Raw genomic sequence first — 21,221 nt, 5'->3', positions numbered from 1 at the left:
TAGATGTTACCAGGGGGGAGCGGATTGCAATGCTGTACGAACAATTCTTCATGCTGCACCAAAAGCTTGCTGTTAACGCTCCGGCCAACACGGCTACGGAAGTGACGCTTGAGCAGATCGCCGAAACGCTATATTGCACAACGCGGAATGCCAAGCTCGTTATACGCAAGCTCGAGGAGAAGGGTTGGATTATGTGGAAGGCAGGACGCGGGCGAGGAAATCGTTCCAAGCTTACCTTTCTAGCCGATCAAGCTGATCTGCTTCAGGAAGCTGCGCAGCAGCTCGCGTTAAAAGGGGAATATCGGCAGGCCTTCGAACTGCTGCGAACCTATGGTCAAGGTATTCACACCAACGATTCTTACGTGGAATGGATGAACGGGCATTTTGGCTTTAGCAAGGAGATGAGAGAAGGGGAAGCGGAAGCAAGGGATTCGCTGCGGCTTCCCGTGTACCGCTTGATTGAAACGTTGGATCCCGCCGAATGCTACTACAGTTTTCAAGCTCATATGATCCAGCAGATATTTGACCGGCTGGTGATATACGATAATGCCAACGATCAATATCTTTCCGTTATCGCGCATTATTGGAACAGCAATGAGGATGGAACGGTCTGGACTTTTCACCTGCGTAAAGGAATCCGGTTCCATGACGGTAGAGAGTTATCGGCGGAGGACGTGAAATTCACGGTAGAACGCCTGGGACGGGATAAACGAAATGCTTGGATCGTGCGTGAACTGCAGCGAGTAGAGGCGGTATCGCCTCGGGAGGTTCGTTTTATTCTTAACAAGCCGAATCGAATTTTTATCCGGTTTGTTAGCTCCATTTGCATGTCCATCGTGCCCAAACATTTGGTGAGTCTTAATGAAGAACAGTTCTGGAAGCTTCCTGTCGGAACGGGCCCTTTTCAGGTGGAAGAATGGACCGATGAACGGCTGACCATACGTGCCAATCCCCATTATTATCAGGGACGGCCGCATTTGGACAACATCCACATTATCATGATGCCCGAAGATGCGGAGCATTGCGAGGTCAGCTGGGAGCGGCTGCTGCAAGATCCGGAGCGTATCGAGCATAAAGGTGAGAAGCATGCTGTGGATATCATAGAATCTTCCGAAGGCTGTACGACTTTGATTACGTGGAATATGAAGAAGCCGGGGCCCTATCAGTCCATCGAATTTCGCCGGGCATTCAGCCTGATTCTGAACCGTGCCGAGATGATACGCGAACTTGGCGGCAACCGGCTATACCCGGCCAAAGGATTCATCATGGATGAGCAAGCGCCTTACCGTAAAGACCGACATGATCCCGAGCTCGCAAAGTCACTGCTGAAACAGTCGGGTTATGACGGCTCTCCCATTACCATGGCTACGCTCGCAAATCATATCAAAGACGCCGAATGGGTTCAGAAGCAGTGCGCTTCCATCGGGATACCATTGATCATCCGGGAGGAGAGGATGGATACCATACACCAATCGGATGTGATGAACACCATGGATTGTGTCTTGCACGGCCTTGTTCTTCCAGGTGAAGAAGTATGTTTAATCGAGAATTACGAGCAGAAGGGAAGCGTGGTTAAAGAGTTCATGGATCCATCGCTGCATCATTGGGTGAAGGATTGCGTGGATGATGCGCTTGCCAGCGAGTGGTATGAGGAGCGTTTGAGTTTGTTGTCCCATATTGAAGAGAGGCTTCGGGAGGAAGCGCATGTATCATTCTTGGTTCATACGAGATTTTACGCAAGCTTGGATCCTTCTTATAAAGGGGTTGTCATCAATAATCTGGGATGGCTGGATTTCAAGCAGATTTGGCGTGTATGATTTCTTCTCATAAAAAGAGCAAGCGCGAACAACCGCGCTTGCTCTTTATTTCTTATAAGGATTTTGTGCGGCTTCTTCGGGATCTCCGCTTTCGAAAGAAGCCATAAAGTTTATCGATAATTCGAGTATTGTTTGAGGTATGCTGCGATTCACATGCGATCTCGTCATGAATAATGAATCTTCCTTGACGATCAAGTTCGTCCCATTTTGCTTGCTGGTATTCGTTCAGTTTTTCCAGTGTATAAAAATCGTTGCTCATGTTAACCTCCCTATCAGACATTCGGAGTTTGCTGTAACGCCGGTAGAATGTCTTGATACTCTCATTATGGAGGTCAACCGAGCTTGTAAAAAGTGTAAACCTCGGCAGCTTTTTTTCCCCTTTTCATGAACTAAAGGACTACCGCAGAGAAGAGATTAGACTTTATTATCACGATGCGTGATAGTGGAGTTCTCAATCTGGATCGTTGAATGCTCGATGTGGAATCGGCTGTCCAGAAGATCGATCGCTTGTTGCAGAATCTCATAACTGCTCGCTTCATCCTCGGCGACGAGATGGCAGCTTAAGGAATCGAAATTGGACGTAATCGTCCAAATATGAAGATCATGGATGCCGGTGACCCCAGGTATAGACTGCAGGGATTTCTTTACCTCTTCAGGGTTTATCGCTGCCGGTGCTCCCTCCATCAGAATATGAACGGTATTCTGTATGATTCTCCAAGCGCTCTTCAGAATCAAGATCGACACAAGGATGGATATGATAGGATCCGCAATATACCATCCGAAGGCCATCATCACGATCCCGGCGATGATGGCTCCTACCGAGCCGAGCGCATCGCCGATAACGTGGAGGTATGCGCTGCGGAGATTCACATTGTTCTTTACATCTCCCGTTCGCATCAAGAACCAGGCACTGAGAAGGTTAGCCAACAAGCCGATGGCTGCAATGAGCATCATGCTTCCGCTGGCGACGGTTGGCGGGTCGTCAAAGCGCTGAATCGCTTCCCATACGATAAAGCCGGCGATGACAAACAAGGCGACGCCATTTAGTAGTGCTGCCAATATTTCAAAACGGTAAAAGCCATAGGTTTTATTCGGCGATGAGGGCTTTGTGGCAAACCATAATGCGACCAGACTGAGCAGCAAAGCGCTGGCATCACTTAACATATGCCCGGAATCGGATAACAGAGCCAGACTGTTGGTCAGCAAGCCCCCTATAAACTCTAGAATCATGATGCCAAGTGTGATGATGAGGGCAATGGCAAGTCCTTTTTTGTTTCCTGAGCGGGCATGATCATGGTGGCTGTGGTCATGCCCATGATGGTGGTTATGATGATGCATAATCGAAAACTCCCTTCGAATCCAACTGTGGAATAAATCAATAATCATGGAACCATTTGCGTTATTTATAATATGAACATATGCTCATATACAATGTAATCCTTCGGTTTGCTTTTGTCAAGTTTTTCCGAAGGTATTACGAAAGCGAATATGATTTTCCACTTATTCATTTATCTAGTATGCTTGATAAGCGAAGAAATTAAATTTTTACGTCTGATGATGAGTTCTTATTATCGGTTAAAGAGAAGGAGTGATATGCGTCATGGGAGAACAACGTAAATCGATTAGCGAAGCTTATAGCGAAACAGCCTATCCATTGATTGGACATAGCCGCAGGAATCTCGAGGTGCTGCTGGAGGCATTTCGGGATGTGGATGGGTCGCAGATGGGGGATACATACGGCAAAGGCGCCATCATTGAGGAGTTTCAGGCGCGCATGGCAGACGTTCTGGGCAAGGAATCGGCTGTCTTTTTTCCGAGCGGAACCATGGCGCAGCAGATTGCTTTGCGGATCTGGTGCGATGATGCTGGGCTGAAACAAGTGGCTTATCATCCCCTCTGTCATCTGGAGATTCACGAAGAGGACGGGCTTAAGGAGCTGCATCATATCGAACCGATTCTTCTTGCTGATAAAGAGCGTTTGATTACGCTTGAAGACGTGCAGAATCTGAATCGCGAAATTGCATGTTTGCTGCTGGAGCTGCCGCAGCGTGAAATCGGAGGGCAGCTGCCCGAATACGAAGAGTTGGAGGCCATATCGGCGTATTGTCGTTCTCAAGGCATAAAGCTGCATCTGGACGGGGCAAGATTGTTCGAGATCACTCCGTATTATCAAAAAACGGCGGCCGAAATCTGTGCTCTATTTGACAGTGTATATGTGTCCTTCTATAAAGGTATAGGCGGGATTGCCGGCGCTATTCTGGCTGGCGGCACCGACTTTGTGGAGAAATCCAAAGTATGGAAAAGGCGTCATGGCGGGGATCTGGTCAGTCTTTACCCGTATATCATCAGTTCAAGTTATTATTACAAGGAAAGAATAGGTAATATGGGCCGGTATTACGAGGAAGCTAAAGAGCTCGCAGCGCTGTTTAATCAGTGCAAGGGCGTGAATACGAAGCCTGCCGTGCCCGTATCGAATATGTTTCATGTACATTTTGAATGGGACAAAGAACAGCTTGAACCGATTCTTATTGAGGTTTACCGCGCGACGGGCGTCGGATTGATCAGTTATCTAAACGAAGCAGGGGGAAGCCAATGTTATACGGAAGTTCACATTGGGGAGCGGTACAGCAAGACGCCAAGAGAAAGCATTCAGCAAGCTTTTCAATTGTTGAATGAGAAATTGCGGGAAGCTGCGAGCGCATGACAAAAGGACCTGAATCAGGTCCTTTTTCATTTGTCTATATTCAACCAATCGGCCCCACGGAAACAGGCTCCTCATTAACTGGTTTATGGGAAAAGTATACCATGTGGAGTGAGTCCTATCCGGATTGATGGTTAAAAAGGGGAACAAATTTGTTAGAATAACAAGTAGAACCGAGTAAACTTTGAAATATCCAATCTGGCGAGGTGAAAATCATGATGGCTCACGTTAGAAGCACAACCGTTCAAGTCGTTAAATCAGGCTCCGGGCAAAGCCGCACGGAAATATCGGGCATAATTTGTTCGGAGCCTTCTTCAACATGAATTAGAACCGCAATATTTCATGTGCCGGCTTTGCTCACTATTTACACGATTTTATGTAGATAGGAGCAGAGAAAATGAAATACGAGAAAGCACTTGATATTTTACCTGAACATGTAGTCAAAACCATTCAACAATATATTGATGGAAGTTATATTTATATTCCGAGAAAGTCGGAGAACCGGAAGTCCTGGGGTGAACAAACCGGGGTCAAGAAGGACCTGGATATTCGGAATCGGAGCATTCTCAAAAGTTATTTGCATGGCGACTCCATCCGTACATTGTCAGAACGATATTATTTAACGGAGCAATCGATCCGTAGAATTATTCGGGCAGAACGAATGAAAGAATAGGCGAGATCGGATATCCTTTTCGTGAAACCGTTATATAGCATTGTTATCATCAGGAAAGAGCGGCCAGGACACGTGTTCTGGCCCTTTCAATTAAGGAGAATTACTGTCAGAAATTTGGGAACGAACTTCTGATATTTTGTAGCTTGTCATGCAGAAAATTTCCAACGAAGTCGCCAATATTGCTCCGTCATGATTTACCAGGTTAAGGAAAAGCATTAAAATAGAGGTTAACGACATTCGCAAGTAGAAGGAGTTTATGCAATGAACCCGATACCGTCATATACCCAGCGCATCCAAGAAGTTTATCCGCACCTGGATATTCAAGACGTTGAGATGAACAACATAGGTCAGAACAACGATGTGTTGATTTTGAATCAGACGCTGGTCTTCAGATTTCCTAAGTATGCAGAAAGTCTCCAAGCGATGATCAGAGAAACTCAATTACTGAATAGGATCAAGAACAAGGTAACTCTGCTTATACCGAATCCGATGTATGTTTCATTTGACGATTTGCAGGTGGGTAAAATGTTCATGGGCTATCCGTTAATCGAGGGTCAGCCGTTATGGTCAGAAGATCTGCTTTTACACAGGAATTCGGACATCGAGGATAGGGTAGCAGAACAGATGGTCGAATTTCTCGTTCAGCTTCATACTGTGGAGATCAATGAATGGATCGCTGACGATAGAAATGTTGTAAATGTCCACGAAGAGATGTCCGGATTGTACACACAAATTCAAGACCAGTTGTTTCGTTTCATCAGGCCCGATGCACAAGAGGAAATCTCAAGCAACTTCACAAGATTTCTGAACAACCCTGCGAATCGTGACATTCGTCCAACCTGCATTCACGGTGACTTTGGCACGTCCAACATACTTTGGAGTCCGGAGAAAGGTCGAATGACGGGCATCATTGATTTTGGGGGTTCAGGGATTGGAGACCCGGCATATGATTTAGCGGGAATCCTAGCGGGTTATGGTCAAGAGTTTTTCGAAAAGTGTATCGCCATGTACCCGAATGGAGACCACATCGCGGAGCGCGTTCATTTTTATAGAAGCACGTTTGCCTTGCAAGAGGCGCTGCATGGAGTCATTCATCAAGACGCTGAGGCGTTTGAGGCAGGCATACGAGATTTTAGATGAAACATAATCATGGATTTTTACATGATATAATCTGCTGAAGGAGCCGCATAAATGACACCTAAACCCGTCATCATCGAGGAATATAATCCCGAATGGCCAAAAATGTTTCAGGAGATTCAATCCATATTGGCACTTACTCTTGGTGCTGATGCGCTGAGTATCGAGCATGTGGGAAGCACCTCCGTACCAAAGCTTGCCGCGAAGCCAATATTGGATATCGATGTTGTGATCGAATCCATGAAATCGCTTCCGGCGGTCATTGCGAAATTAGAAACCCTTGGCTATAGCCATCAGGGGGATTTAGGGGTCGAGGGCAGGGAAGCTTTTGATAGGAAAGATGAGTATGTTCCCTACAGCGAGGAGATTAGTTTGAGAATGACCCAGCATTTATATGTCTGCCATCGGGACAGCCAAGAACTATACAGGCATATTACTTTTCGGGATGCTCTCATCAATAACCCGGAGCTTGTCAAAGAATACGCCTCATTAAAGAAAGAACTAGCCATAACTTTTCGTAATGATCGAAAAGCCTATACGGAAGGCAAATCCGACTTTATCCAGCGGGTATTGAAGCAGGTCGCACGCTAAAATGTTGAAAGAAATCCAACGTAACATCTTATATCTTGAGCTGAATCCTACCAACAAAATACATAACAGCGAGGTAAACCAATGAACGTTACATTAAAGGTGTTAGATAACACGGAGCTTAAAAGCATCTGGAAGGAAGCGTTTCAGCAGCAAAATATAATGCGCCCGGATGAGTATTACGATTTATGCGAATATGAGAACCAAATCGACAAGCGTGTCACCTTGTTGGCTTTTGTTCATGAGGAGCTGGCCGGTGTTTCCCACTTGAAATACGAATCGAGTTATCCCTATTTTCGAGAGCAGAGCATTCCGGAAATCAATGATCTGAATGTGTTCCCGGAGTACCGGAGAAACGGCATAGCTAATAGCATCATGGAAGAATTCGAGAACATCGTCCGCAAAAAAATGCCGCGTATCGGTATCGGAGTTGGATTGTACAGGGACTACGGTGCGGCTCAAAGAATATATGTCCGGCGCGGCTATATTCCGGACGGCAACGGAATTATGTACAACAACGAATCTGTGGTGCCCGGTGACATGGTATGTGCGGATGACGATCTGAACCTGTATCTGATTAAAGAGCTGGTTTAATAAATCGTTCTGCTAATCATCGGCTTCAGCTATATAAGTTTCAGGAGAGTGAAACATGAGCTTCGTCATTCGATTAAATATGTCGAGTTTTTTGTATGCCTGGTTCCCTTTTGTCGGGATTGAGCTCATGGCCAACGTTTACCGAATCAGTCGAGTGACAGGCTGGGGGCTGGATCACGTGAATATTGTGATTTTGGTTTTCTTCTTTGTTGGCCTGCTTCTATCGGGTTTCGGATTTCCGAAGCTGATCAGGCATTGGTTAGGTGGCCGTAAAGCGTCTTTCTTTTCGCTAATTTTGTGGATCCCCTATTTCATTATATTGACCTATATTGTGGCTGCATGGTTTCCGATCACCCATCCGGCAGACAAACCGAATCCTGTAACAGGACTCATGGCCATCGCTGTTTTGGCGTTGTACCCATTCTACCTGGCTATCCTTCATCTGTTTGGAACGGCTCCGATTACCGAGAGGATGAAGGAAGATCGGATGACTTGAGCTTCATGTATAACATGGTGAAGGTATCAGGTTCAGAAAGGAGCGGGCTATGATTATCGGTGTTCTTATCGTGTTGCTTATTATTGAACTCATTGTGATTGAGGTTAGACTCAAAAAGAAACTGGACAATGACGAGAGAATCATTGAGAGACTCGACATGATGATCAAAGATATACGGGAAATTAAGAATAAGCAATAGAGTTACTATCTTCAGGAGGTAGTAAAAATGGGCAATGTGGATAAACGCAATCGACTGGATGAAGAAGTGTTTACTTATTCGGTTACCAAAGATCATAAAGTATTCATTTATTGGATGGGGAAACAAGTCAAGATCCTGTCGGGTAAAGAAAGTGATAAATTTCTTTCCAGGGTAACCGGGGCAGACTTCAAAGAAGCCCAACTGATGATGGCTAAAGTGACCGGTAATTTTAAGCGTGGCAATGAGAAGGATCATAAATAAGCTTATACAGGAGAAAGAGCGATGAATAAAGGGTTTTCGCATTGTTTGCAGATTTTCCCGACCTCTAACTTCGAGAAAACCAGCGAGTTTTATGAGCGAATCGGGTTCCGTGCCATGAACTATTTTGATGCAGCAGAACCGCATGTATGCCTCTACAAGGACTCTGTTGAGATTGTATTAACGAAGACGGAGATTGAGGTTGTTCCGAATCGAATCCGTTACGGATATGGGTACGATGCTTATTTTATTACTTACGGACAACGGGAAATCCAGCAAGAGCTTATGGATTTGGGCGTGAAGATTGTCAGGGCTTTATCGACAACGGATTATAACAATCATGAGTTTGTGTTTGAGGATGTGGACGGGCGATGGATCGCGATTGGTAATAAGTTATAGAGAGTAAAGGAGAACAGGGGGATGTGACATGGTTGAAATTCTGGTCGTCAGACATGGACAATCGGAAGCGGATATTATGAATCGGTGTGAAGGACGGGCTGACTTTGCACTGACGGATCTTGGCCAGCAGCAGGCACGGCTCCTGGCAGAGTGGATTCATCGTGAATATACTTTGGATGCCATATTCTCCAGTACGTTAAACCGGGCCAAGCAGACCGCGGCAGCCATTGCTGAAACGACAAAAGTCCCCGTTACCTATGATGATGATTTAATGGAGCAAAATAATGGGGTCATCGCCGGTATGCTAAGAGAAGAGGCTTTACTTAAATATCCCCTGCCTGATGGAGGAAGAAAACGGCACGATGCAATCGAAGGCGGAGAATCTGAAGTACAGTTCAGAGCAAGAGCCGAACAATTCATATCCAAGCTGTTTACTACAATTCATAGCGAGCCTGATTTGAAAAGGGTTTGTATTGTCTCCCACGGCGGGATGATCACGATGTTATTCCGAAGTTTTTTGAATCTTCCTTATCATACGGATATTCATATTCCGACAGGCGATACAGGCGTTCATCTATGGAGATATGATCGGAGCGGGAAAAAGATAATCGCGGCTACGAATTTGCAGGGGCATCTATCCTGAAATATTATGCAACATCATAATCCCGCAATAGCCATCGTGCTGTTGAGGGATTTTTCATAGGTTTTACATTAATCTATTTTATCGTAAATATTATTAACAGATCAGAGAAACTTTTTTACCAAAATTTGCGTCTAATAGTATGACCTAAATAAATATCAAAAAAGGATTAGAAGGAGTTATGGAATGAAACTGAAGAAACGATCATTGCTAACCGTATTGGCTGTTGCCCAATTAGCGGCAGCTTATCCGGCGAGCGCGGATGCAAATACCGCAGACAAACCACAACAGTCAGTCACCCAAGAAGTGTACGAGCAAAACGCTGCGGCAACCAAAGCAGTAACATCTGGGGGTACAGACGCTGCTCAAGAAACAACAGAAACAACAGAAACAACAGAAACAACAGAAACAACAGAAACAACGGAAACAACTACTACGACAGAGACAGAAGGCTCTCAAGAGCCTAATGAAACAGGAACAACCGAAGGACCGGTAGAGGAAACCGGCGAAGTGCAAGATCCGGCAACAACTACGGGAGAGCAGGGCAACCAGAATAACCAGCAAACCGTGACGGGGAAAGAACTTATTTTATATTTCAATAGTACAAAAATGGTACAAGACGGCGTTACCTACAATGCACCGCAGCCGATGCAAGTCAAAAAGGGAGTATCCTATGTTCCCATTCGTGCCCTTGTGGACCGTGTAGGCTTCAAGGTCACTTACGATAAGAAGACCAAAGAAACCGTTATAACCAAAGGAACCAATGAGCTTCGCTTCAAAACAGACAGCAGCAAGTATACCGTGAATGGCGTAACCAAAGAGATGAAAGGAACCTCCTACCAGACGAAAAGCACCTTCATGGTTCCGCTGACAGCTATAACCCAAGCGCTTGATATTCAATATAAAGTGGATAATGTAGGCAAACGTGTCATTATGAATCTGGAAACCAAGCCAGTAGCCAAGTTTACGGTGGGGCCTAAGGAGATTTATGCAGGACAAACCACGGTGACCTATACACCGCAGCTGGAGAATGTACAAGGTGAAATCATCAATGAACGCTGGGAAGGAAAACAGGATATCTTCGATGTACCAGGCGAATACATAGTCACTTACTCGGTTCAAGATTCTACAGGGGCGTGGAGCGAGCCTTATAGCCAAACGATTACGGTCATTCAGCCGAATCTTCCGCCTGTCGCCATGTTCGAGACCGATAAGTCCGAGTATAAAATGGGTGAGTTGATTACCTATACGAATCAAACTACAGATGACCAGGACAAGCCTGAGGATCTGACGTACAAGTGGGAAAATAAACAGTATGCATTCTTCACACCGGGCGTTTATACGATCAAGTTAACGGCCACGGACAAGAAGGGACTTAGCTCTACCTACGAGACGACGATTAACGTGACGAACGAGACCTTATATCAAGAAGAGGATTTCAATATGCTCTTTATCCCGGAAGGGGAAAAATTCACGTTCCTCGGCAATGTGACTTCGCGTCCGAAGATTAATTACGATTTTTACGATGAGCCAAGCACGTTGATTCGCAGTAACAGCCCGGAAACCGTCAACAGCGAAGGTATTGTGTACCAAGAGACGGCGGTTGGCGATATGCGCTTTATGATTCACCATGTGAACAATTTGAATAAAAATGTGAAAATGTACGTTATTGCAACGAACAAAAACAGCACTCCGGTAACGCTTAGACAAGATTACTTGGGATTTGCTGGTCCATCGCCGATCGCTACGGCAGCAGGCAAGAAGTCTGTGCTGAACTACTTCCAATCGATGCAGGACGATTCGAAGCGGGCTTCAGTGACGCTTGCACCAGGCGAACAGAAACTGGTTATGACGGAACTGAGCGATGTGAGAATGAAGCAAGGACATGTCATTTCCCTATACTCGGATATGTACAGCGACCTGCCGATTCAGTTCGATGTCGTGATGATTGATGAGAAATCGGATCCATTGAAGGTTTTAAGCACGCTGCCCATCCTGAATCGCGATGGGGTTCACAACCGTGGAACCTATCCGGATTCAACACGAGTCATCCATTATTCCGAACTGGTGGGTGCAAATTCCGAGCGTCTCGTACTTGGAGACAATCAGGATGACCCTAACCTGGAAGGTATGGACCCTATGGTTGGGGACATTACGCACAACACGGGTAACTTTGGTGTCCTGTATAAAATAACATTGGATCGCGTAGCGCCGGATACTCTGATCTCGTTTAACCCGCGGGGCGGTAAGTACTCGGGATATGCTATGGTAAATGGAACGATTGTACCGATCTATTCCCTTGGACAGGTAGCTCCTGGCGAGCAAGCGGTTCTCTATCGTACAGGCGATTACGAACAAAAGGTTGAAATCATGCTGACGGCTGCGCCAGGGAGCAATTTGCCAGTAAACCTGCTGTTTACCCAAATGCCTGAAGCACATCATTAAGAACTGATTACAATTAGGCTTCACGACTTGAGCACCCGCTTGAGGAGTGAAGTCTTTATTGTTGTTAGGAGAATAACAAGAGGTAAGGCGCGTGGTGTGAATGCATGGTCTTGATCGTTTCCTTCTGCTGGGCACTGTGTCTTCTTTTTCCTGAGTGGGGCGTTTAGGTGTATTTTTTCATACGGAGTCTCCGTTTTAATTGGAGGACGAGGAAATCGTGCGCTAGTGCCCAGCTAATGTCAGATACTACAACATATTTTCAATCTTCGTATTGGAAAAGGAACATGGTATTACTCATGCTCTTGAAGTGGTGTACGATCGACATTCTTGATTAATTTTTCTTTAAAAATCTGGACGATATGCAGCGGAATTCGAATTTTCTCTGCAAGCTCGACGCTTGTGATATCGGGATGATCATTCAGCTCTTTTCGAATCCAAGCATGTATATCATTTTTCCGCATATTACACCTTCCCTCATCGATTATTGATTCCTATGAACCATCTAGATCGTTATAGGCGTTATGCCAATCCCCGTGTATCCCGTATTGGTTAATGGTATTGAGGTAACCGTGTTGGATGACGTATTAATGATTGAAATGTTGGGACTCAGTGTATTCGTTACATACGCTCTTGTACCATCTGGAGTAATTGCGATACCGTTCGGACTATCTCCAACCGTGATTGTTGGAGCAATAACCGTGTTGGCAGCAATATGAATGATGGATACAGTATCGGAGCCGGCATTCGTGACATAGGCCCGAGATCCGTCAGGCATAATCGCGATTCCGGTAGGGTTATTTCCGACCGGGATGGTCGCAATGACCACGTTGGAGGCGGTATCGATGACGGAGACAGAGGCGCTTGAGAAATTGGTGACGTACGCTCGAGTACTATCCGGCGTAATGGCGACCTCCTGAGGCAATAAACCAACCGGTATTGGCAAGCCGAGTACTGTATTCGAAGCCGTATCGATAACGGAAACGGTTCCATCGGTTGAGTTAACGACATAGGCTCGCAAGCCGTTCGGCGTAATGGCAATTCCGTTAGGACCGGCCCCTACGGGTATTGGCGTTCCGATGGCCATATTTATGGTCGTTTCGATGACAGAGACCGTGCTGTCAATAAAATTCGTGACGTATACCCGCGAACCATCCGGCGTGATGGCATTTCGATTGGCACCATCTCCAACCGGAATTGGCGGGCCGATGATGGTGTTGGAGGCGGTATCAATCACTTGGACATTATCATCGCTAAAATTAGTTACATAGGCACGAGTACCGTCAGGGGTGAAGACAATATCGTTTGGACTATCTCCGACTGGTATGAAGCCCATTATGGTATTTGTAGCCGTATTAATGACGGTGATGACATCGTTGAAAGCAAATAAAGCATAAGCGAAGGGACCGTGGTCCACGGAATTAATGGAGCATACCGGAATGATTCGCGTTCCGAATACACCGGTAAGAATAACCGTTCCTTCTCCGGTTCGCAAAATCCGACCCTCGATACTATCGGTGAAGCCGGAAGTCGAAACCGAAATGTATTGATTGTCTAATTGCAGCAAAGTATCCCTCAATTCTTCAAAACAGGGATCCGTTGGACTTTCACCCGCAGGTCCTTGAAGACCTTGAGGACCCTGAGCGCCTTGAGGGCCTGGTACTCCCTGAGCACCTTGAGGACCCGGGATTCCCTGCGGTCCCGGTGGACCTGGAATGCCCGGAGGTCCCGGTAGGCCCGGGATTCCCTGTGAACCTTGTACCCCTGCAGCTCCGTTTATGATCGTGGGCGGTGGACATTTTACCCGGATCACTTTCCTTCTGGTAATAATACATCGACGTTTTTTCTTTTTCGGTTTGCGTATGAGAATCATTTTTTTCTTCCGACAGCGTTTGACCTTCCTAGATGGACACCCCATCCGCGAACACCTCCCCTTGAATTGGTATATCATACGTATCCTGTGCATGTGTTGAGTGCACAAGTACCCAGTGGGCTCATAAACAGACACCTATTTTTTTTGACGGCTGTATCATTTATAATAATGAAGCTGGGCAGAATCAGATAAATTTGAAGATATAACAGATTGTTAATTTAAAGGAATTACTGTAAAGGTTAAAATATGTAATAGCTATACTACTACGGTAACTTTGGAGTGATGGCGTGTGATTAGATCAGTGGATGTACCCTCCTGAAATAGAACGAAATTATTTTAGGAGGGCAAAAATGATGAAGTTTCACATTATTAATGTTGAAGAGTGGACGAGAAAGCCTTATTACGAGCATTATCTTCGATCGAATAAATGTACCTTCAGTATCACCGTGGATATCGACATTACTCGCTTGCTGTATTCTTTAAAAACTAATGGATTCAAGCTTTATCCAGCTTTTATTTATATGGTTACAAGAGTTGTCAATGACTGGGTTGAATTCAAAACTTCCTATAGTCCCGAAGGGGAATTGGGTTACTGGGATCGAATGACGCCGAGTTATACCTTTTTCCATAACGATGACCATACGTTCTCCTGTTTATGGACAGCATTTTCGAATGATTTCTATCGATTCCATGATCATTACGAGCAGGACATGGAGCAATATCGGGATACAAAGGGGCTGTTCGTTAAAGAGAATCCACCTCCGAACACGTTTCCCATATCCATGATACCCTGGGCAAGCTTTAGCGGATTTAATCTAAACATTGTCAATGAAGCAGACTATCTTCTTCCCATCATAACCGGCGGAAAATATACCAAGCAGGGAGGCCGTATTCTGCTTCCAGTCTCATTGCAGGTGCACCATGCTGTGTGTGATGGTTATCATGCCAGCATGTTCTTTCAGGAGTTGCAAAGGTTGGCGGATTCTTTTGACGATTGGTTAACATAATACATGCTCAAAATGAGCAAGATTCATGATCAAAATGAACAAGATTCATGATCAAAATGAGCAAGATTCATGATCAAAATGAACAAGATTCATGATCAAAATGAACAAGATTCATGATCAAAATGAGCAAGATTCATGATCAAAATGAACAAGATTCATGATCAAAATGAATAAGATTCATGATCAAAATGAGCAAGAAAAGACGACTGCGATGCAGTCGTCTTTTCTGTTTGCCAATTGAATCGAAATAATACAACATCCTCATATAATCTTCACAAGTTGAAGCATGCTTTCGATGTGCGAAAGCGTGCCGGGAGATGGCTGCTTAAGCAGGGCATCCATTGAACAGTAGGATGGTGCGGGAAGAATCGCTATAGGCGGGAATCGGCCTATTTTGGGCACATGCGGGCAGAAGAGGCTTTGCTATATGCTGAAATTCGCCCGTTATGGATTTCGTGTGGAAGGCCGATTCTATATGCGCCTATTAAGAAGATCAAGAGGACAGAGGATCCGTTATTGCAGGAATCGGTCGATTTTTGGGCACATGTGGACAGAAGGGGGCCCGCTATGTGCTGAAATTCGATCGATATGGAGTGGAGGAGGACAGAGGGCCCAAAGTCGGCACATTATGGAGTTCATGAGGACAGAGGATCCGTTATTTCGCGGAAATCGGCCGATAATGGAGTTTACGCGGACACAGGATCCGCTATTACACCATAATCACGGACTAATCCCTCAAAAATCTCACAATAGCGGATCTCTTGTCCGCAAATTGTTGTGAAATGGGTAAAAACAAGGAAATAGCGGAACCAGTGTCCTCAAATATCGCAACTCAATTGGATGTTAGATACCGGGTGGCGGTATCCTAACGTGGGGTCTGTACGCGGCTAATCGCGGCTGAGCTGAATTATAGTTGAACGCGGGGCTCGGCCTTTTTGTGACACATGCGGACAGAAGGCAGAAGAGAATCCGTCATATGCTGCGATTCGCCCAAAGGGGATCAAAAGGCCAGAGGATCGATATTATGCCGAAATCGGCATGTTCTAGGCACATATGGAGAGAAGAGGTCAAGCTACATATACCGGAATTCGCCCATAATGGGGATCAAGAGGACAGAGGATCCGTTATTTTGCGGAAATCGGCCGATTATGGAGTTTATGCGGACACAGGATCCGCTATTGCACCATAATCACGGACTAATCCCCAAAAAATCTCGCAATAGCGGATCTCTTGTCCGCCTATTGTTGTGAATCGGGTAGAAACAAGGAAATAGCGGAACCGTCCTCAAATATCGCAACTCAATTGGATGTTAACGATACCGGGTGGCGGTATCCTAACGTGGGGTCTGTACGCGGCTAATCGCGGCTGAGCTGAATTATAGTTGAACGCGGGGCTCGGCCTTTTTGTGACACATACGGACAGAAGGCAGAAGAGAATCCGTCACATGCTGCGATTCGCTTATAAGGGAATCATGAGGCTAGAGGATCGATATTATGCCGAAATCGGCATGTTCTAGGCACATATGGAGAGAAGAGGTCACGCTATATATACCGGAATTCGCCCATAATGGGGATCAAGAGGACAGAGGATCCGTTATTTTGCGGAAATCGGCCGATAATGGAGATTACGCGGACACAGGATCCGCTATTGCACCATAATTACGGACTAATCCCCCGAAAATCTCACAATAGCGGATCTCTTGTCCGCAAATTGTTGTGAAATGGGTAGAAACAAGGAAATAGCGGAACCAGTGTCCTCAAATATCGCAACTCCAATTGGATGTTAACGATATCGAATGGCGTTACCGAAATGAGGATCTGTATTCGCGCTGAATTGAATAACAGTTGTTCACGGGGAAATCGGTCTATTTTTGGGCACATGTGGAGAGAAGAGGACCCGCTATGTGCTGAAATTCGCTCGATATGGAGTCCGGGAGGACAGAAGATCCGTTATTTCACTGAAATCGGCCGATTATGGAGTTTATGCGGACACAGGATCCGCTATTGCACCATAATCACGGACTAATCCCCAAAAAATCTCGCAATAGCGGATCTCTTGACCGCATATTGTTGTGAATCGGGTAGAAACAAGGAAATAGCGGAATCAGTGTCCGCAAAGATTGTAACTCGGTGGATGTTAACAATGCCGGGTAGCCGTATCCTAACGAGGGGGCTGAACGCGGCTAATCGCTGCTGAGCTTAATTACTGTTTGTTGAACGCGGGGCTCGGCCTTTTTGTGACACATGCGGACAGAAGGCAGAAGAGGTAGGCAAAAACTTACGCCGTTACATAACGGGTAAGCTTTTTGAATGTTCCTCCTTTCTTCTCATTAGTTTTCCGTTGAAACAAAACGTTATTACTGTGACATTCTTCCGATAAGGTTACTGTTCTTAATTACTGTGACATTCTTCCGATAAGGTTACTGTTCTTAATTACTGTGACATTCTTCCGATAAGGTTACTGTTCTTATTACTGTGTCGTTCTTCCGATAAGGTTACTGTTCTTATTACTGTGACATTCTTCCGATGAGGTTACTGCTCTTATTACTGTGACATTCTCCGATAAGGTTACTGTTCTTAATTACTGTGACATTTTTCCGAAAAGGTGTCTGTTCTTAATTACTGTGGCATTTTTCCGAAAAGGTGTCTGTTCTCATTACTGTGTCATTCTTCCGATAAGGTATCTGTTCTTAATTACTGTGGGATTCCTCCGATATGATATCTGTTCATACGTGAGTGACCGATTTCCGGCCGGTACCCAAAAATCCCTCTCACCAGAAAATGAGAAGGATTGAAGAATAGCGATCTATGATGCTTTAGCTGATGTCAGCAGCGTTAAGTCCAGTTGTTCTTGATCCAGCTGATGGCAGCGGGAAGTAACGGCAAATGCTCCGATAGCGAACACTACTGCAGCCCAAGGCAGGTATTCAAGGCCGACGTTATCCACGACAAGGCTGCCCAGCAGGGAACCGATGGCGATACCCAAATTGGATGCAACCGGCATGAGTGTGGAAGCGAAGTCCTTGGAGCCGGGTGAAGATTCATCCGCCAGGTCAATCAGGTATAGCTGAACGGCGGTACTGAGTGCAAAGGAAAAGCAGGCGACCAGCATTAACGACACTAAGGCCATCCAGGGGAGTGATAGGGTAAGGGCAAGAGCCATCATAATCATCGCTTGGATGGTGAAAATCACTTTCAATTTAACCCTTGAATTGCCTTGTGCTACCTTGGCCCCGAGCCAATTGCTAAGAATCGTGAAAGCGCCGTAAGCGAGCAGAACAGTGCTGATCCATTGCTGCGGAATCCCCATCACATTTTCCAATAGCGGCGTTATGTACGTGTATACAATAAAAACGGAGCCTACGCCAAGGACCGGAATGAAGAAGGCAAGTCGGATTCGCCTGTTCTTGAACAAGGCAAATTGCTGTTTCATGGAGCTTACGCTAATCGTATTGCTCTTGGGCATGACGGCCAGCATCAAGGCTAGCGGGATGATCCCAACTAATGATGTAACAATGAAAGCCGTTTGCCATCCTGCCATCTGGCCGATCTGCGTTCCGACGGGAACGCCAAGGACATTGGCAATCGAGAAACCTCCGATGATCCAGGCAACCGCACCGGCTCTGCGGGAAGCGCTCATATGCTCGCTGGTCGCGGCAATCGCCAGCGATAAGGTTAGTCCGCACAGCATCGCGGTCATGACGCGAATGAATAACATGACGGGGTACGTAGTGGCAAAGATGGTCAAATAATTAAACACTAACACTGCTATATACGCTGTCAGAATGGTAACATGCCGTGGTATGCGTCCGAGCAGCGTAACGGCAAACGGCGTTCCGAGGGCATATGCAATGGCGAAGCTGGATACGAGGACGCCGGCTGCGGCAAGCGAAATGCTGAGACTTACGCTAATGTCTTTTAACAATCCAACAATGACATATTCGGTAGTACCTAGTACAAAGGCGGCAAACGTAAAGGCGATAATAAAGATGGTCTCTCGTGTTCTGGTCATGGTTGTCTCTTCTCCTGATTTCTCTTTTTGTATGCTTCGATCTTACGTTATGAAAGGCTTTTCAAGTCAAGCCTGAAATGAGGATTTCACAGAGATGCTCCTCCACCTTCATGCTATAATGTAGGAAAAAAAAGTGGAGTGGGTGGATATCTTGCCGAATCAAACTTCCAAACGCTCATGGCGTGCGGACAAACTATCGCAGATCGGTTCTTCCATATTTGCCGAGGTCAGCGAGTGGAAACAAGAGGCTTTTCAAGCAGGAAGACATATTATCGACTTAAGCATCGGCAGCCCTGACCGTGGCCCTTCCGAGGATATCCGTGGGGTGCTGAGCCAAGAAGCGCTGAAAGCAGATAATTATACATATCCAGGCACAAGAGGAACCATGGAGTTCCGGGAGCAGTCGGCGGCTTGGATGCAGCATCGATTTGGCGTAAATGTTAATCCGGATACCGAAATCCTGGCTTTGATGGGCTCCCAGGATGGACTGTCGCATCTGGCTCAGGCCATATGTAATCCGGGGGATGTGGCCATTGTGCCGAATCCGGGGTATCCGATTTATGCGGGAGCGCTTGCGATTGCAGGCGTAACACCATGGTATCTTCCACTGAAGGAGGAGTTTGGATTCGTGCCGGATCTGGACAGCATTCCGGAAGAGATTTGGGCGAAAGCGACCTTCATCCTGCTGAATTTTCCGGGGAATCCGATTGCGGTCCGGGCAGATCTTGCTTTTTTTGAAAAGTTGGTTGGTTTGGCGAAAAAATGGGACGTGCTGATCGTCCATGACCTTGCCTATTCTGAAATGGGTTTTGACGGCTACCGCCCCATGAGTATTCTGCAGGTCCCCGGTGCCATCGACATCGCGGTAGAATTCCACTCCTTCTCCAAGAGCTTTAACATGGCAGGGTGTCGAATCGGTTTTCTTGCCGGTCATGAGGAAGCAGTGAGCGCGCTGCGGGAGTACAAAAGCAACATTGATTTCGGCGTATTCAAGCCTGTACAGATTGCGGCTGTCCATGCACTGCGTCAAGCTATGGCATCTGCCGATGAGGAACAGGGTGTCGCTTCGCTATATGAACAACGGCGTGATGTCCTCGTGGCATCACTTGCCGAAGCGGGATGGGTTGTTCCTAAGCCACAGGCCACGATGTTCCTATGGGCACGGCTTCCTGAAGCATTTCGTGATCTTCAATGGAGCTCGCGCCGTTTCGCCCGCGAATTACTGCTGGAAACCGGCGTTGCGGTTATTCCTGGAGATGCTTTCGGCTCCGAAGGAGAAGGCTACGTGCGAATCGCGTTAGTTCAGGAAGAGGCGGCCCTGCGCGAAGCGGCGTTGCGAATAGGAACGTTTATTCAGGGGAGTAAGTCTCCGGCACCGAGGGCATTCGGACATTTGTCATAAATGACGGGAGCGAAGTAACGGGGGATTGGAAGGTCTACATTCCGACGCGTGACGGTCATGTTATGAACCTCCAGGTCCAAGCAGGGCAGCATGCATCAGATGTAAATTTCAATGTTATTCGAGTCATTTGCATATCCAATGTAAATAAGGGTGAGCACACTTGCGGAACTATGTCCCTATACAAGCACCAACGATAGAGAAGCCTGCTTCGGATTCTTCTTATGCTTATCAAGAATATCTGCCAAGCCCGCCATTAACACCTTATGTGGCCTGTTATTGGACCTTGGATTATCAAGCTTCGTCACTTCAGCAGCCGCTTCATCGCATTCTTCCTGACGGTTGCGTCGATATTATATTTAATCTGAAGGCACGGGATGCTTCAACCTCCGCCTTCATTACCGGATTGATGTCATCTTACGAAGCCATGAGACTCACGCAGGATCAGTCACTGTTCGGTATTCGTTTTTTTGCGGAAACCGTCCGCCCATTCATACATTATCCAGCTTCCGATTTCCGTGAGGGTCCTGTATTCTTGGAGGAAGCATGGGGGCTGGAAGTGAATCAGCTGAACGAGGAAATGGTCGCGGCTCAGGATTCCGCTCACCGAATGGAATTGGTTGAAAGATTCTTAATGGGCGTCTTAGGCCGGAGCAACGTCCGTTCCGAGCCGCTGCTAGAGAACAGCATGCAGTATCTGTACGCTGCTAAAGGGAGAATTACGGTTCGCGCCATGGCGGAAAAACTTAATTATAGTGAGAGAAACATAAGAAGAACATTTCAGAAGGAATTGGGCGTCAGCCCGAAGGTCATGACGGAGATTATTCGTTTTCAAAACATGCTGCAGGAATTGCATCAGGCCAAGCCGACAAGGTTTACTGATATCGCTGCCCGCTACGGGTACTATGATCAACCTCATTTTATTAACAACTTCAGGCGTTTATATGGCATGTCACCGAAACAGGCTTTGAAGTGATCGATGATGGA

General features: G+C 46.3%; 18 protein-coding genes. 14 read left to right on the top strand and 4 right to left on the bottom strand.

What is annotated here, in order from left to right:
* Positions 1–29 precede the first annotated feature (29 nt).
* Positions 30–1,817, top strand: a complete 1,788-nt coding sequence (locus BJP58_RS05785; RefSeq protein ID WP_194543175.1) for an SgrR family transcriptional regulator — start codon at positions 30–32, stop codon at positions 1,815–1,817.
* A 414-nt stretch (positions 1,818–2,231) separates the two neighbouring features.
* Here the strand turns inward: BJP58_RS05785 and BJP58_RS05780 are convergent, their stop codons facing one another.
* A complete protein-coding gene (locus BJP58_RS05780) occupies positions 2,232–3,155 on the bottom strand; it encodes a cation diffusion facilitator family transporter (protein ID WP_194543174.1) in 924 nt (307 codons plus the stop codon).
* Between the two features lie 262 nt (positions 3,156–3,417).
* Between BJP58_RS05780 and BJP58_RS05775 the strand changes: the two genes are divergently transcribed.
* The 10 genes from BJP58_RS05775 to BJP58_RS05730 all read left to right on the top strand — a co-directional run bounded on the left by BJP58_RS05775 (position 3,418) and on the right by BJP58_RS05730 (position 11,947).
* Entirely contained in the window at positions 3,418–4,521 is a 1,104-nt protein-coding gene (locus BJP58_RS05775; RefSeq protein ID WP_194543173.1) for a threonine aldolase family protein, read from the top strand.
* Positions 4,522–4,915: 394 nt separating this feature from the next.
* Entirely contained in the window at positions 4,916–5,191 is a 276-nt protein-coding gene (locus BJP58_RS05770; protein WP_071218508.1) for a CD3324 family protein, read from the top strand.
* Positions 5,192–5,452: 261 nt separating this feature from the next.
* A complete protein-coding gene (locus BJP58_RS05765) occupies positions 5,453–6,331 on the top strand; it encodes a phosphotransferase family protein (RefSeq protein WP_194543172.1) in 879 nt (292 codons plus the stop codon).
* 51 nt (positions 6,332–6,382) lie between these two features.
* A complete protein-coding gene (locus BJP58_RS05760; RefSeq protein WP_194543171.1) occupies positions 6,383–6,919 on the top strand; it encodes a GrpB family protein in 537 nt (178 codons plus the stop codon).
* 81 nt (positions 6,920–7,000) lie between these two features.
* Positions 7,001–7,510, top strand: a complete 510-nt coding sequence (locus tag BJP58_RS05755; protein ID WP_194543170.1) for a GNAT family N-acetyltransferase — start codon at positions 7,001–7,003, stop codon at positions 7,508–7,510.
* Positions 7,511–7,565: 55 nt separating this feature from the next.
* Positions 7,566–8,006 carry a hypothetical protein gene (locus BJP58_RS05750; protein ID WP_194543169.1) on the top strand — a complete coding sequence of 147 codons (441 nt, stop codon included), beginning with the start codon at positions 7,566–7,568 and terminating at the stop codon, positions 8,004–8,006.
* Between the two features lie 226 nt (positions 8,007–8,232).
* Positions 8,233–8,466: a hypothetical protein gene (locus BJP58_RS05745; protein ID WP_194543168.1), complete on the top strand. Its 234-nt coding sequence runs from the start codon at positions 8,233–8,235 to the stop codon at positions 8,464–8,466.
* Between the two features lie 21 nt (positions 8,467–8,487).
* The gene (locus tag BJP58_RS05740) at positions 8,488–8,862 is read left to right on the top strand and encodes a VOC family protein (protein ID WP_194543167.1); all 375 of its coding nucleotides are present in this window, start codon (positions 8,488–8,490) and stop codon (positions 8,860–8,862) included.
* Positions 8,863–8,890: 28 nt separating this feature from the next.
* The gene (locus tag BJP58_RS05735) at positions 8,891–9,505 is read left to right on the top strand and encodes a histidine phosphatase family protein (RefSeq protein WP_194543166.1); all 615 of its coding nucleotides are present in this window, start codon (positions 8,891–8,893) and stop codon (positions 9,503–9,505) included.
* A gap of 183 nt (positions 9,506–9,688) precedes the next feature.
* A complete protein-coding gene (locus BJP58_RS05730; RefSeq protein ID WP_194543165.1) occupies positions 9,689–11,947 on the top strand; it encodes a stalk domain-containing protein in 2,259 nt (752 codons plus the stop codon).
* A 290-nt stretch (positions 11,948–12,237) separates the two neighbouring features.
* On the opposite strand, the gene BJP58_RS05725 is transcribed toward BJP58_RS05730, so the two are convergent.
* Together BJP58_RS05725 and BJP58_RS05720 are read right to left on the bottom strand one after the other, a co-directional pair.
* Positions 12,238–12,408 carry a hypothetical protein gene (locus BJP58_RS05725; protein WP_194543164.1) on the bottom strand — a complete coding sequence of 57 codons (171 nt, stop codon included), beginning with the start codon at positions 12,406–12,408 and terminating at the stop codon, positions 12,238–12,240.
* 41 nt (positions 12,409–12,449) lie between these two features.
* Positions 12,450–13,523 (bottom strand): beta-propeller fold lactonase family protein, encoded by a 1,074-nt coding sequence (locus BJP58_RS05720; RefSeq protein WP_233354979.1) that lies wholly within the window; start codon positions 13,521–13,523, stop codon positions 12,450–12,452.
* A 647-nt stretch (positions 13,524–14,170) separates the two neighbouring features.
* On the opposite strand from BJP58_RS05720, the gene catA reads away from it, so the two are divergent.
* Complete coding sequence (gene catA / locus BJP58_RS05715; protein WP_194544842.1) at positions 14,171–14,824, top strand: type A chloramphenicol O-acetyltransferase; 654 nt, start codon at positions 14,171–14,173, stop codon at positions 14,822–14,824.
* Between the two features lie 2,805 nt (positions 14,825–17,629).
* Here catA and BJP58_RS05710 read toward each other — a convergent pair.
* Positions 17,630–18,835, bottom strand: coding sequence for an MFS transporter (locus tag BJP58_RS05710; RefSeq protein WP_194543162.1), 1,206 nt, complete (start codon positions 18,833–18,835; stop codon positions 17,630–17,632).
* A 133-nt stretch (positions 18,836–18,968) separates the two neighbouring features.
* Between BJP58_RS05710 and BJP58_RS05705 the strand changes: the two genes are divergently transcribed.
* Both BJP58_RS05705 and BJP58_RS05700 read left to right on the top strand, forming a co-directional pair.
* Positions 18,969–20,237: an aminotransferase class I/II-fold pyridoxal phosphate-dependent enzyme gene (locus BJP58_RS05705; protein ID WP_194543161.1), complete on the top strand. Its 1,269-nt coding sequence runs from the start codon at positions 18,969–18,971 to the stop codon at positions 20,235–20,237.
* Between the two features lie 160 nt (positions 20,238–20,397).
* Complete coding sequence (locus BJP58_RS05700; protein WP_194543160.1) at positions 20,398–21,210, top strand: helix-turn-helix transcriptional regulator; 813 nt, start codon at positions 20,398–20,400, stop codon at positions 21,208–21,210.
* Positions 21,211–21,221 lie beyond the last annotated feature (11 nt).

The sequence above is a fragment of the Paenibacillus sp. JZ16 genome, from assembly GCF_015326965.1.
GTDB lineage: Bacteria > Bacillota > Bacilli > Paenibacillales > Paenibacillaceae > Paenibacillus_AQ.
This window is presented reverse-complemented; position numbering and strand designations above follow the sequence as displayed.

Excerpts from the sequence above, each read along its gene's own strand:
- BJP58_RS05785 (WP_194543175.1), top strand. The coding sequence starts at position 30 with ATGCTGTACGAACAATTCTTCATGCTGCACCAAAAGCTTGCTGTTAAC.
- BJP58_RS05735 (WP_194543166.1), top strand. The coding sequence starts at position 8,891 with ATGGTTGAAATTCTGGTCGTCAGACATGGACAATCGGAAGCGGATATT.
- BJP58_RS05725 (WP_194543164.1), bottom strand. The coding sequence starts at position 12,408 with ATGCGGAAAAATGATATACATGCTTGGATTCGAAAAGAGCTGAATGAT.
- BJP58_RS05755 (WP_194543170.1), top strand. The coding sequence starts at position 7,001 with ATGAACGTTACATTAAAGGTGTTAGATAACACGGAGCTTAAAAGCATC.
- BJP58_RS05730 (WP_194543165.1), top strand. The coding sequence starts at position 9,689 with ATGAAACTGAAGAAACGATCATTGCTAACCGTATTGGCTGTTGCCCAA.
- BJP58_RS05775 (WP_194543173.1), top strand. The coding sequence starts at position 3,418 with ATGGGAGAACAACGTAAATCGATTAGCGAAGCTTATAGCGAAACAGCC.
- BJP58_RS05760 (WP_194543171.1), top strand. The coding sequence starts at position 6,383 with ATGACACCTAAACCCGTCATCATCGAGGAATATAATCCCGAATGGCCA.
- BJP58_RS05780 (WP_194543174.1), bottom strand. The coding sequence starts at position 3,155 with ATGCATCATCATAACCACCATCATGGGCATGACCACAGCCACCATGAT.
- BJP58_RS05750 (WP_194543169.1), top strand. The coding sequence starts at position 7,566 with ATGAGCTTCGTCATTCGATTAAATATGTCGAGTTTTTTGTATGCCTGG.
- BJP58_RS05770 (WP_071218508.1), top strand. The coding sequence starts at position 4,916 with ATGAAATACGAGAAAGCACTTGATATTTTACCTGAACATGTAGTCAAA.
- BJP58_RS05765 (WP_194543172.1), top strand. The coding sequence starts at position 5,453 with ATGAACCCGATACCGTCATATACCCAGCGCATCCAAGAAGTTTATCCG.
- BJP58_RS05710 (WP_194543162.1), bottom strand. The coding sequence starts at position 18,835 with ATGACCAGAACACGAGAGACCATCTTTATTATCGCCTTTACGTTTGCC.
- BJP58_RS05745 (WP_194543168.1), top strand. The coding sequence starts at position 8,233 with ATGGGCAATGTGGATAAACGCAATCGACTGGATGAAGAAGTGTTTACT.
- BJP58_RS05740 (WP_194543167.1), top strand. The coding sequence starts at position 8,488 with ATGAATAAAGGGTTTTCGCATTGTTTGCAGATTTTCCCGACCTCTAAC.
- catA (WP_194544842.1), top strand. The coding sequence starts at position 14,171 with ATGAAGTTTCACATTATTAATGTTGAAGAGTGGACGAGAAAGCCTTAT.